5 protein-coding genes, 2 tRNA genes and 1 pseudogene are annotated in these 12,852 nt (G+C 65.7%); 4 read left to right on the top strand and 4 right to left on the bottom strand.

The annotated features are described in order from the left end of the window. Positions 1-115: 115 nt before the first annotated feature. The 3 genes from ACCQ13_RS11290 to ACCQ13_RS11280 are packed head-to-tail and all read right to left on the bottom strand — an operon-like array spanning position 116 to position 7,838. Positions 116-3,205: an efflux RND transporter permease subunit gene (locus tag ACCQ13_RS11290; protein ID WP_159407193.1), complete on the bottom strand. Its 3,090-nt coding sequence runs from the start codon at positions 3,203-3,205 to the stop codon at positions 116-118. After that, complete coding sequence (locus ACCQ13_RS11285) at positions 3,202-6,708, bottom strand: efflux RND transporter permease subunit (RefSeq protein ID WP_372372064.1); 3,507 nt, start codon at positions 6,706-6,708, stop codon at positions 3,202-3,204. The genes ACCQ13_RS11290 and ACCQ13_RS11285 overlap by 4 nt, the downstream gene beginning before the upstream one ends. Further along, positions 6,705-7,838 carry an efflux RND transporter periplasmic adaptor subunit gene (locus ACCQ13_RS11280; RefSeq protein WP_104605573.1) on the bottom strand — a complete coding sequence of 378 codons (1,134 nt, stop codon included), beginning with the start codon at positions 7,836-7,838 and terminating at the stop codon, positions 6,705-6,707. Before ACCQ13_RS11280 ends, ACCQ13_RS11285 begins: the two co-directional genes overlap by 4 nt. A gap of 204 nt (positions 7,839-8,042) precedes the next feature. Between ACCQ13_RS11280 and ACCQ13_RS11275 the strand changes: the two genes are divergently transcribed. The 4 genes from ACCQ13_RS11275 to ACCQ13_RS11260 all read left to right on the top strand — a co-directional run bounded on the left by ACCQ13_RS11275 (position 8,043) and on the right by ACCQ13_RS11260 (position 9,215). Beyond that, positions 8,043-8,453 carry a c-type cytochrome gene (locus ACCQ13_RS11275; RefSeq protein WP_104605575.1) on the top strand — a complete coding sequence of 137 codons (411 nt, stop codon included), beginning with the start codon at positions 8,043-8,045 and terminating at the stop codon, positions 8,451-8,453. An 8-nt stretch (positions 8,454-8,461) separates the two neighbouring features. Then, entirely contained in the window at positions 8,462-8,923 is a 462-nt protein-coding gene (locus ACCQ13_RS11270; protein WP_167526903.1) for a c-type cytochrome, read from the top strand. 93 nt (positions 8,924-9,016) lie between these two features. Next, a tRNA-Ala gene (locus ACCQ13_RS11265) sits at positions 9,017-9,092 on the top strand. Between the two features lie 47 nt (positions 9,093-9,139). Then, positions 9,140-9,215, top strand: a tRNA-Glu gene (locus ACCQ13_RS11260). Positions 9,216-9,359: 144 nt separating this feature from the next. On the opposite strand, the pseudogene ACCQ13_RS11255 reads toward ACCQ13_RS11260, so the two are convergent. Next, a pseudogene (locus tag ACCQ13_RS11255) lies at positions 9,360-12,677 on the bottom strand (PAS domain S-box protein); the annotation flags it as partial. Positions 12,678-12,852 lie beyond the last annotated feature (175 nt).

Genomic DNA, 12,852 nt, shown 5'->3' with positions numbered 1-12,852 from the left:
TGACAGCCGCATGCTCGGCACTAACCGGGACACCGTACCCTCACCCCAACCCCTCTCCCGACGGGAGAGGTGCTTGGATGCGCGTGACCTTGTCGAGTCCTGCTGAGTGCGTTGCTCAGGACTCCAACGCAGCATTGGACGGCATCGCCTTGGGCACACCACGCGCACGTCGCACCAGTGCCGCTGCACCGCTGCTCATGTCATCGAGAATCGCGTAGATCGTCGGCAGGAACAGCAGGCTCACCACGGTCGAGAACGCCAGGCCACCGGCGATGGCGCGGGCCATCGGGAAGTACGGCGGGCCGTCGCTGAACATGGTGGTGCTGGTCAACGAGATCGGCACCATCGCCAGGATGGCAGTGCCCATGGTCATCATGATCGGCCGCAGCCGTTCGCGCGAGCCCTCCACCAGCGCCTGCGTGCGCCCCATGCCGCGGCGGCGCAGGTTGTTGATGTGCTCGATCATCACGATGCCGTTGTTCACCACCACGCCCATCAACACCAGGATGCCGATGAAGGACATGATCCCGAACGCGGTGCCGGTGATCCAGAACAGCCAGAACACCCCGAAGATCGAAAACAGCACCCCGCTCATGATCGCCGCCGGGAACAGCAGCGATTCGAACACCGCCGCCATCACCACGTAGATCATCACCAGCGCGATCACCAGATTGAACCCCATCTGGCCCATCGCCTCGCCATCGTTCTGGTAGTCGCCGCCGTCGAAGGTATAGCTGTAACCGGCCGGGAAGCGCATGGCCTTGAGCGGTTTTTCCATCGCCGCACGCGCTTCCGGCATGGTGACCTTGTCGGCCAGATTGGCCTTGATGGTCAGCGTGGTCTGGCGGTTGGTGCGCCCGATCTGGGTAGCGGCAGGCCGGATCTGCACGTCCACCAGCGACAGCAGCGGGACACTGCGGCCATCCTTGGTGCGCACGGTGAAGCCGGCCAGGTCTTCCGGCTTGCTCTGCTCGGCGCCGGCAAAACGCACCCACACCGGTACCTCGTTATCGCCACGCCGGAACTCGCGCAATGGCGTGCCGCGCAGCGCCAGGCCCACGAAACTGGCCACCTGCTCGGCACTGAAGCCAAATGCCGCGGCGCGTTCGCGGTCGACGCGGATCGCCAGTTCGCTGGTGCGGTCGCCGTTATCCACATGCACGTCGCGCAGCTCCTTGCGCTGCGCAAGCAATGGCACCACGTCGTCGGCCAGCGCCTTGAGCGCCTCGGTCGAATCGCCCACCAGTTGCACCTGCACGCCCTGGTTGCCGCTGCCGTCACCGCCGCCCTGGTTGCCGATGCTGTAATCGGCACTTGCCGAGCGTGGCAGCGCCTTGCGAATCTTTTCCAGCAACGGCGGCAGGTCCTTGACCTTGCCCGCGTCGAAGGTCACTACGGTATTGCCGCCTTCCACCTCGCTGAACCACGAGTAGATCTGGGTGATGTGGTACCTGGCGCGATTGGCCTGGAGATACTGCTCGACGCGGCCGACCTCCTCGCCCATCTGCTCGCGTGTGTACGAGCCCTTCCACTGGTATTGGATGAAGGCTTCGTTGCCGCCATCCCCGCCGAACATGTCCACCTTGGTCAGCTTCATCGGTACCAGGCTGATCGCACTCACCAGGACGATTCCGGACACGCTCCAGCCACGGTGCGCCAGCGTCCACGTCAGGATGCGTGCATAGCGCCGTTGCAGCTGGGCGATGATGCCGCGCTCGGAGGTCACCATCGGCGGCGTCTTCATGCGCGCCGACAGCATCGGGATCAGGCTGATCGCCACCAGCCACGAGGCCAGCAGCGACACCGAGATGGTGATCGCGATCTGCGCCATGAAGATACTGATGTTGTTGGTCTCGCCGAACAGGTTCGGCACGAACACGATGCAATGGCACAAGGTGCCGGCGCTGAGCGCAATCGCCACGTTGCGGGTGCCGAGCAGCGCCGCCAGTTGCGGTTGCCCTGGCAGGCGCTCGCGTTCCTGGTAGATGCTTTCCACCACCACCACGGCGTTGTCCACCAGCATGCCCACTGCCAACAGCAGCCCCATCATGGTCAGGATATTGAGCGTGACCCCGACGAAGTACATGAAGCCCAATGTGATCGCAAAGCAGATCGGGATTGCCAGCGTCACCATCAACGTCGATGGCCAATGCCGCAGGAAGAAGAACAACACCGTGATCGACAGCAGCAGGCCGACCGCGCCGGCCTCGGCCAGTTCGGCCAGCGACGAGGTCACCGCCTTGCCCTGGTTGTCGATCACCTTGATCTGCATGTCGCGCATCGCAGGTTCTGCGCGGATGTCTTCGACTTCCTTCAAGGCCAGCCGCGAGACGTCCACCAGGTTGGCGCTGCGTTCCTTGTAGATATCCAGGCCGATTGCCGGGCGCCCATCCAGCCGGCGTCCGTAGTTCATGCGCGTGGGCTTGAGGCGCACCTGCGCGATATCGCCCAGGCGCAGGCCCTTGGCATTGAGCACCAGCTCGCGCAGTTCCTGCAGGTCGCGCAGCTCGCCGAGCGGCTGCACGCGGATGCGCTGGCCGTTGTCGTCGATCTGACCGGCCGACACCGAAAAATTGAGCTTGCCCAGACGCTCGCTCAGATCGTTGAGGCTGAGGTCGTGCGCGGTGAGCCGGTCCGGCGTGATCGCGATCTCCACCTCGTTTGGCGGTGCGCCGGAGATCTCTACCTTGGCCACGCCGGGGATGCGCTCGATGCGCCGCTTGAACTCGCGGTCGAGCATGTCGTACGCACCAGTCAGGTCGGCCTGGCTGGCCAGGCGCACCTTGAGCACCGGTTCGTCGCTGCTGGACCACTTGAAGATATGGAAGCGCTGCAGATCGTCCGGCAGATCGTCGCGGATGGCGTCCAGCCGCTCGCGCGCATCCGATGCGGCGATGGCGATATCGCGGTCCCAGTCGCTGAACTCGATAAAGATGTTGGCGCCATCGGCGGTGGCGGTCGAGCGCATGCGCTTGATGCCGGTCATCGTGGCCAAGGCTTCTTCCGCCGGCCGCACCAGGTTGCGCTCCACCTCGTCCGGGGTGGAGTCGGTATACGGCAACTGCACGAACAGAAACGGTGCGGAAATGTCCGGCAAGGCTTCCAGCGGTAGCCGAAACGCGGCGATCAGCCCCACCACCACCAGCGAGACGAAACACATGATGGTGGTGACTGGGCGGCGGATACTGAAAGCGGCAACGCTCATAACGCCTCCAGGCCGTCGGCATGGCCGCTTTCCGGCGCCTGCCGACGCGCCATGCGCCGGCCGCGCTCCAGGTAGTAGGCATCGGCACGACGGTCCAGCAAGTCGTACACCACCGGGATCACCAGCAAGGTCAGCAGCGTGGACACCAGCAGGCCACCGATCACGGTGATCGCCATCGGCGCACGCACTTCCGCACCCTCACCCATCGCTACTGCCAGCGGCAGGAAGCCGAACAACGTGCACAGCGTGGTCATGATGATCGGCCGCAAGCGCGAGCGTGCGCCTTCGATCAAGGCCTCGCGCTTGGGCACGCCCTCTTCGCGCAACTGGTTGACCTTGTCGATCAGGATGATGGCGTTCTTGGTCACCAGGCCCACCAGCAGGATCAGGCCGATGAACACCACCACCGACACCGGCTTGCCGGTCATCAGCAATGCCAGCACCGCACCCACCATCGCCAGCGGGATGGTGAACAGGATGACGAACGGATGCAGCAGCGATTCGAACTGGGAGGCCATCACTAGATAGACCAGGAAGATCGCCAGCCCGAACGCAAACAGCAGCGACTTCACCGATTGCGCCAGTTCCTCGCCCTGGCCGCCGATATGCATGCCCACGCCGGCGGCCAACGGGTCCTTGCGCACCATCGTCTCCACTTCGCGCACCGCACCGCCCAGGTCGATGTCCTTCAGGCTGGCCGACACGATTGCCACCCGCGTCTGATCGGCACGATGGATCTCGCTGGGACCGGTGGTTGCCATCACCTCGGCCACTGCCGCCAGACGCACCGGCCGGCTGCTGCCGGGGTTGACGATCAACTGACGGATCGCCTCCACGCTGGCACGGTCGCTGTGCTGCGCACGCACCAGGACATCGATCTTGCGATCGCGGAAGCTGTAGCGCGTGGCCACATCGCCGCGCACCTTCTTGACGATCACATCGGCAATCTGCCGCGTGGTCAGCCCCAGCGCACCGGCGCGCTCCTGGTCGAAGCGGATCTGGATTTCCGGGAAACCCTCTTCCACCGTGGACTTCACGTCCGCATAGTGACCATTGGCGCGCAGCCGTGCGGCCAGCTTCTGCCCAGCCTGTTCCAGCTCACCCAGATCCTGCCCGCGCAATTCCACTTCCAGCGGCGTGGAAAAACTGAACAATGCCGGCCGCGCGAAATCCACCTGCGCGCCTGGATGCACCACCATGCTGCCACGCAACCGCTGCGTGGTCGCCGCTTCCACTTCCGCACTACCGCCACCGGCCATCACCACGGTGAGCTTGCCGATGTTTTCGCCGCTTTCGGTGGGGTTGGCATCCAGCCGCGTGCCGCTGCCGCTGACGCCATACAGCGAGGCGATACCCGGGTCCTTGTCGTGCGCCAGCTGCAACTCGCGCACCAGCGCATCGGTCTGCGCCAGCGGCGTGCCGGAAGGCAGCTTCACCGTCATCTCGAAGCGGTCCTGCGCCAGCTGCGGGATCAGGTCCGCGCCCAGCAGCGGCACCAGCAGCACGGTGCCGATGAATGCCGCAGCGGCCAGGCCGAGCACCAACCACGGCCGGCGCAAGGCCGCCGGCAGCATGGCCAGATAGCCACGCTCGGCGCGGCCATACGGCGCCATCGCCACATCGCTGGCCTTGCGCATCACCGGCCCCACCACCCTGCTCAGCCCGCGCCACAGCTTCACCACCGCCCACGCCGCGCCGAAGAAGGCGTAGCGCACACTGGTCCCTGCACCGCGACGACCGGCCGCCACCGGCTTGAGCCAGCGCTGCTCGGGCTGCCACTGCGGGTGGCTCGGCTCATCCGGAAACGCCATCGGCGGCGCGCCCTTGAGCGAACTCAGCATCGGAATCAGCGTCATCGACACCACCAGCGAGATCGCAATGGCGATCGCCACCGTCAGCGCCTGATCGCGGAACAACTGCCCCGCAATGCCTTCGACGAACACCAGCGGCAGGAACACCGCGATGGTGGTCAGGGTGGAGGCCATCACCGCCATGCTCACCTCGCGGGTACCGGCCATGGCTGCATCCAGCACGCTCAGGCCGCGCTCGCGCGCCTTGGCGATGCTCTCCAGCACCACGATGGAGTCGTCCACCACCAGGCCAGTGGCCAAGGCCAGGCCACCCAGCGACATCACGTTGAGGCTCAGCCCCAACTGGCCCATGAAGAAGAACGTGGTGATGATCGACACCGGCAGCGACAGGCTGATCACGAAGGTGCTCCAGCCATCGCGCAGGAACAGGAAGATGATGAGGATTGCCAGTACGCCACCGATCACTGCATCTTTTTTCACATCGCTGATCGCATGTTCGATGAAGTGCGATTGATCCTCGATGGTGGTGATCTCCACATCGCCCGGCACCGTCGCCTTCAGTTGCTCCAGGCGCTGGCGCAGCGCCGCTGCCGTGGACACGGTATTGGCATCGCCTTCCTTGTAGATCGCCAGTTCCACCGCTTCCTTGCCGCCCAGGCGAATGATCGCCTCGCGCTCCTTGTAACCCTGACGTACCTGCGCCACATCTTTCAATCGCACCGGCATGCCGCTGGCGATGCTGCTGCTAGACGACGAGGAGGTGCTCTGCACTTCGGCCGCCGCCGCCAGCGCCGCCTGCGAACCGGTGGAGGCGGCGATTGCATACATCTGCTGCATTGCTGCATCGGCGGCGCTGCGACTGCTGCTCTGCGTGGTGACCAGCATGTTGCCGATCTCCTCCACATCCACGAACTGATTGACCGTACGCACCAGATAGCGCTGTGAACCCTCTTCCAGCCGCCCGCCGGAGAGGTTGACGTTCTCCTCCTTGAGCCGGGTAATGATGGTGTCGATCGGTAGATTCAGCTGGGCGAGCTTCTGCTGGTCGATATCCACCTGGATCTCGTCTTCCAGCCCGCCGCCGACCTTGACCGCCGCCACGCCGGCCACCGGTTCGAGCTTCTTTTTCAGGTCCTCATCGGCGTAGCGGCGCAGCCCGGTGAGCTGGCGGATCGCATCGGCGTCAGAAGCAGGCGCCTGCCTGGGCGACAGCGCCAGGCGCATGATCGGCTCGGTGGACGGATTGAAGCGCAGCAGCACCGGCGGCTTGGTTTCCAGTGGCAGCGACAGCGCTTCCATCTTGTCGCGTACCTCCAGCCCGGCCTGGTCCATGTTGGTGCCCCAGGCGAACTCCAGCACCACATCGCTCTGCCCGGTGCGCGAGATCGACTTGAGCTTGCGCAGGTTCTTGACCACGCCAACGGCTTCCTCCACCGGCTCGGTCACCAACGTCTCGATCTCCGTCGGCGCCGCGCCGGTGTATTCGGTGCGCACGGTGAGCGTGGGATAGCTCAGGTCCGGCAGCAGATTGACCTTGAGGCTGCGCAGCGCGATCAGGCCGAACAGCAGCATGGTCACGGTGATCATCGCGATGGTCACCCGCCGCCGCGTGGCGAAGGCGACCAGCACGCCACCGGGCGATGGCGCATGTGGGTCGTGCACGGGACCGTGCGGGTTGGCGTGCTCGCTCATGCCTTGGTCTCATCACGCACGGGGGCCACAGCCTTGGCCGCCACCGGCTTGCGATCCGGCTGGCCGATCACCTGTACCGTGGTGCCATCGCGCAGCGCCACCTTGCCGGCCGTCACCACCTGGTCGCCTTCCTTCAGGCCTTGCCGCACTTCCAGCCACGGCCCTTCGGCGTAGCCCAGCTTCACCGGCACCCGGCTGGCCTTGCCATTGCGCACCACAAACACCGCCGGCTCGCCGTCGTCCAGCAGCGCCAGGCGCGGAATCACCAGGGCGTCCTTGCGCTGGTCGTAATCGATACGGATGCGCCCGAACATGCCCGGCTGCAGCGATTCGGCGCCCTTGCCGAAGGCGCACACCACCCGGAACGTGCCGCTGCCCGAATCCACCACCGGCGCAATGCGGTCCACCTTGCCCACGAACTGCTGGCCCGGCAACGCATCGGCGAGCAAGGTCACCGGCTGGCCGGATTTGAGCGTTGCCAGTTCGCGCTCGGGCACGTTGAGCGTGGCCTCCAGCTGCGAATCGTCGACGATGCGGAAGATCGGCGTGTTGATCTGCACGAAGTTGCCGGTCTTGATGGAGCGCGAGGCAACCACACCGGAAATCGGCGCCTGCACCGTGGTGTAGGACAGCTCCAGCGACGCCAGCCGGTGCTGCGCGCGGCTGTTTTCCACGTCGAACTTGAGCTGGTCCACATCGGCTGCGCTCACCAATTGCTGGCCCACCAGTTGGGTGGCGCGGCGATAACTGTTTTCCAGCTTGCGCAACTGCGCCTCGGTCTGTGCCACGGCCAGGTGCGCACGGTCCGGGTCCAGCCGCACCAGCGCCTGGCCGGCCGCCACCTTCTGGCCTTCTTCCACCAGGACCGCCAGCGCCACCCCGGAGGTCCTGGCCACCACCTGCGCTTCCGCACGCGGCTCCAGCGCTGCGGTACCGGTGTAGCTGGCAGCCACCGCGCGGCGCGCGGCTTTGGTCGCCTCCACCGGCACGGCATCCACGACCTTCTTTTCGTCCGCTGCCTTGGCCTGGCCGTCGCCAGCCTTGCAACCGCCCAATACCAGGCTGGTGGTCATCAACAGCGCCGCAACGCAGGGGCCGCTGAAACGGGGTAGGAAGGAGAGTGGCGACATCGTCGTGTCCTAGTGGATGCGTGAACAGGTGTTGTAGGCAAGTAGACCACCTGGATACTCATGTCGCCAATGCGCCAAAGGTCATGGTCTGTTCAACTTCGCGTATTCACCCGGTTTGCGCCGCGCCAAATCGCAGGCATACTCGGTCCGGTTCCGTCACGCCCCCACGTGCGGACGCTCAATCAGTCTTCCGGATACGAAACCATGCGCCCGCAGCCGCTCGCCGCTTGTCTCGCTCTGGTCGTCTTCCTGCCGTTTGGGGGCGCATCAGCGACACCGCCAGTTACCCCTGCAGCACCGGCCACGCCGACGCCTGCCTCCACGACAGTGCCTGCCACTGCCACAGCGGCGCCTGCCGCGCCCACCGGCGATCCGACCAAGGGCCGCCTGCTCGCCTACACCTGCCAGGGCTGCCACGGCGTCACCGGCTACAAGAATGCCTACCCCAGTTATCGCGTGCCCAAGATCGGGGGCCAGTCCGGCCAATACCTGACCCAGGCGCTGATCGAATACCGCCAGGGCAAGCGCAAGCATCCGACCATGCAGGCCCAGGCGCAGAGTTTCTCCGAGCAGGACATCGCCGACATCTCCGCCTTCCTGTCCACTCTCAAATAAGCGCCCACATGCCGAACGCCCTGCACGCTCCGCGTCTAGCCATCGTCCTGGTCGCTGCCCTCACGCTGGCGGCCTGCTCCCAATCCCAGGTCGAATCCCCCGATCATTCCGCCGGCGATGCCGGCCATGCCAGCGGCGAACACGGCTCCAGTTCCTCGGCCGGGTTGCCCACCGGTCGTGCAAACGCCGGCGACACGCTTGCGCATGCCAAGGGCAAAGCCACTGGGCAGAGTTGCGTGGACTGCCATGGTGCCGACGGCAACGTACCGATCGACCCCAGCTATCCCAAGCTCGGCGGGCAATACGGCGACTATCTGGCGCATGCGCTGCAGGCGTACCGCAGCGGCGATCGCCAGCATCCATTGATGACCGCGCAGGCCACTGCGCTCAGCGACCAGGACATTGCCGATCTCGCCGCTTACTTCGGGTCGCGCCAGACACAGCTGCGCGACCTGCACGGCGTCCAATGACGCGCATGCCCCACGCGCGCGCCGTCTCAATCGGAATGAAAAAGCGCTTGCGCGAACATTAACAGGCCGCTATCATTTCGTTCTCAGTTTCGTGGGGCCATAGCTCAGCTGGGAGAGCGCCTGCATGGCATGCAGGAGGTCGGCGGTTCGATCCCGCCTGGCTCCACCACTCCAGACATTAGGCCGTCTGGATTGGACAACGAGGTTTTGATACGCGTCCCCATCGTCTAGAGGCCTAGGACACCACCCTTTCACGGTGGACACCGGGGTTCGAATCCCCGTGGGGACGCCAATCATCCAGAACCCCGGCACTGCCGGGGTTTTTTATGCGTTGTCGTTTCCCCAGACGAGGCAGCAGCATGCTGCAACAGGCAAGCTGCTGCGAACGACCTCGTTGGTACGGATGTCCTGCCGTTGCCCGCATGACGGCCTGCGACTACACCGGCAGCGCGCGCCCGGTGGCCAGCAAGCGTTCGATCAGATCCACCAGGCCGGGTGGATCCACCGGCTTGCCCATGTGCGCATCGAAACCGGCGATCACGGCCCGGTCGCGGTCCTCGTCGCGCACATAGGCGGTGAGCGCAATCGCTGGCAGATGCCGATGCAGCGGCGCCAGTCCGCCACGCAGGCTGCGAATCAGGTCGTAGCCATCGCGTTGCGGCATGGCGATATCGCTGACTAGTACATCGAAGCAGGCATCGGCCAGGTGACGTTCGGCCAGGTCCACCGTGCCCGCAGCCTGCACCTGTGCGCCGGCTTGCTGCAGAAAGTGCAAGACCGCGTCGCGGGAATCCTGATCATCGTCCACCAGCAGTATGCGCACGCCGCGCAGGCGATCATGGCAGTCGGCCGACGACGCGCCGGGCGCCGCCGGTGTTGCCGAGGCCGGGCGCAGATCGGTGACGCCATGCTGGAATGGCAGCACGACCGTAAAGACCGAGCCCTGGCCTTCGCCCGCACTGGACGCACCCAGGCTGCCGCCATGCAGGTCCACCAGTTGTCGCGAGATCGACAAACCCAATCCCAGTCCGCCGACACGGCGCGTGGTGCCGGCGTCGGCTTGCCGAAAGCGATCGAAGACATGCGGCAGGAAATCGGGCGCGATGCCGATGCCGGTGTCGTGCACGCACAGCCGCAGCCCGCCGTCCTCGACATCGAGTACCACCCGCACCGAGCCACCGGCAGCGGTGAATTTGAGCGCGTTGCTGAGCAGGTTGGTCAGCACCTGTTGCAGCCGCCCGGCATCGCCGAAGAACCACAGTTCGCAGCCGGCCGGCGCATCCAGCTCCAGCGTGATCTCGCGCGCCAGCGCGGCCGGCTGCATCAGCTCCACCGCACTGCGTGCCAGGTTGGCGATGTCGAAATGCTCGGCATGCAGGCGCAGCTTGCCCGAGAGGATGGCACTCATGTCCAGCAGGTCGTCGATGATCTGGGTCTGCCCGCGCGCACTGCGCTCGATGATGGCCAGGCCATTGCCCAGCTTGGTCGATTCCATCGCCTGCGACTGCATCAGCCGCGACCACCCCAGGATTGCGTTGAGCGGCGTGCGCAATTCGTGGCTGAGCGTAGCCAGGAACTCGTCCTTGACCCGGTTGGCATGCTCGGCCTGATTACGGGCGGCGGTCTCCGCCTGCAACGATTGCTTGAGCTTGGCGTCCACGCGGGCGCGCTCGATGACGATGCCGGCCAGGTGCGATGCCGAGCGGGCCATGGCCTGCTCGCGCAGCGAGGACAGATGGGGGCGGTCGTAATAGATGTTGAGGGTGCCCAGCACCTGGCCGTTGCTGGCCAAAATCGGCGTGACGCAACACGCAGCGATCCCCAGCGTTGTGGAAATCGCATGCTGGCGGCTGAAGCCGGGGTCGGCCTGGATGTCGGCGCAGATGACTTGCCGGCCCAGATGCGCCGAGCGCGCGCAGGGCGGCCCATCCGCAGCAATCGGCACTGCATCGAACGGGCCAGGATGCGCGTGCGGAAAATGCACGGCCGACCCGAACCGCAAGCTGTGGCGAACCTCGTCGCGCACCATCACCGAGCAGTACAGCGCAATCTCGCCGCGCGCCTCCACGCTCTGCGCAATGGCATCCAGCACCACCCGCAGCGGCGCGCCGGTGGTAATCAGGCTCAGGATCGCGCGGTCGGACGCCGTGGCGTCTTCGACAAGCTTGCGCTCGGAGATGTCGGTCAGCGAGCCGATGTGGCCGAGAAACCGACCGTCGCTGGCGCAATGCGGCGATGCGTGGTCGATGCACCACCGATACTGCCCGTCGTGACGGCGCACCCGATACTCGGCGACGAATTCGCCACGTTGCTCCAGCGCCTGGGCAAATGTCTGGCGCACCCGCACGGCATCGTCCGGGTGGACCACATCCCACCACCCCTGCTCCAATGCCTGGTCCTCGCCCTGGCCGGTGAAGTGGTACCACCGTGGATTCCAGTACACGCAATCGCCTTGCGCGTCGGCCATCCAGATCATCGCCGGCACGGTCTCGCACAGCGCGCGGAAACGGATCTCGCTTTCACGCAGTTGCTGTTCGACGGCGCGACGGTCGTGGATGTCGGTGTAGGTGCCGATCCACTCGCTGATGCCGCCGTCGTCGCCACGTACCGGCAGGGCGCGTGCCAGATGCCAGCGCGCCTGGCCGTCGCGGCCGTGCAATTCACATTCGACCTCGTACGCGCGCTCATGCTGCAAGGCCTGCCGCCATGTCTGCACCGACCGTTGCAGGCCATGGGCGGTATGCGCCTGCTGCCACGCATCCGCCGTGCTGGCCGCCGGATCCAGGCCGGTGTACTCGTACCAGCGCTGATTGAAATAATGCGGCTGCCCATCCGGCCCGGCGATGAAGATGATCTGCGGCAGCGTGTCGGCCAACCGACGCAGGCGCGCCTCGCTCGCGGCCAGCTGCTGTTGTGCCCTGGCGCGCTGCATCGATTCCCAGCAACGCGCAGCGACCAGTCGCACCAGTTCGATGTCGGTGGACAGCCAGTGCCGTGGCGTGCGCTGGTGGACGCCGACGGCCGCGACCAGCCGCCCGTGCTTGTGCAACGGAATCGCCAGCGATGCGCGCAGACCGGAGCGCCGGTACTGTTCGAGCATGGACGCCGGCGCACCCGGCGCCAGCAAGTCGGTGGAGACCCAGGGACGGTTTTCCAGCAGCGCATCGCGCAGGCCGTGCACCGCCTCCAACGGAAAGTCACCTTGCGCGCCCGACACGTCCTGCGCCTGGTCGCCGATCACATGCATGCTGCTGCCGTCGGCGGCGGCCAGCCCGAATGCGCAGCGGCTGGCCTGCAGATGGTCTGCCAGCAGACGCATGCTGGCATCGACGATCAGGCCAGGATCGGAGACGTGCTGCAACGCATCTTCAAGTGCCAGCAGGAAGCTGTCACGGCTTTCGATGCGCCGCTGCGCGGTCACGTCGAAGCCGTGCAACAGGATCGCAGCGATGCGGCCATCGCTGTCTCGCATCGGTTGGTACAGGAAATCCACGATGGCTTCTTCGAGCGCACTGCCAGGCGTACGCCGCAGGTAGGCCTTCATCGATTCGCCAATGAAGGGTTGGCCGCTGCGCCACACCTCGTCGAGCAGGTCCGGATAACCTTGATCGATGATCTCCGGAATCGCCTCCAGCAAGGGCCGCCCCAGCAGCGGCCGTTCACCGACCATGTCGCGAAAGCGCTGGTTGATGCGTTCGATGACATAGTCGGGGCCGCGCAGCACGGCCATGAACGCGGGAGATTGCGCCAGCGCCCTCGCCCGCGAGGTCGCGGCCACCTCGGCACGATCGACGGTGCTGTCAGCGCACGCCGGGGGCATGCCGTCCGCCGCCACGGGGGCGACGTAGAGCGCGCCTACCTGGCGGTCGCCCTCAAACACCGGGCTGCACGACCAGCGCGATAGATCCGCAAGCGGGCAGGCATCGCCA

Source organism: Xanthomonas sp. NCPPB 1638, assembly GCF_041475635.2.
Taxonomy (GTDB): domain Bacteria; phylum Pseudomonadota; class Gammaproteobacteria; order Xanthomonadales; family Xanthomonadaceae; genus Xanthomonas; species Xanthomonas cucurbitae.
This window is presented reverse-complemented; position numbering and strand designations above follow the sequence as displayed.

Coding starts and splice junctions, on each gene's coding strand:
- ACCQ13_RS11290 (WP_159407193.1), bottom strand. CDS start 3,205: ATGAGCGTTGCCGCTTTCAGTATCCGCCGCCCAGTCACCACCATCATG.
- ACCQ13_RS11285 (WP_372372064.1), bottom strand. CDS start 6,708: ATGAGCGAGCACGCCAACCCGCACGGTCCCGTGCACGACCCACATGCG.
- ACCQ13_RS11280 (WP_104605573.1), bottom strand. CDS start 7,838: ATGTCGCCACTCTCCTTCCTACCCCGTTTCAGCGGCCCCTGCGTTGCG.
- ACCQ13_RS11275 (WP_104605575.1), top strand. CDS start 8,043: ATGCGCCCGCAGCCGCTCGCCGCTTGTCTCGCTCTGGTCGTCTTCCTG.
- ACCQ13_RS11270 (WP_167526903.1), top strand. CDS start 8,462: ATGCCGAACGCCCTGCACGCTCCGCGTCTAGCCATCGTCCTGGTCGCT.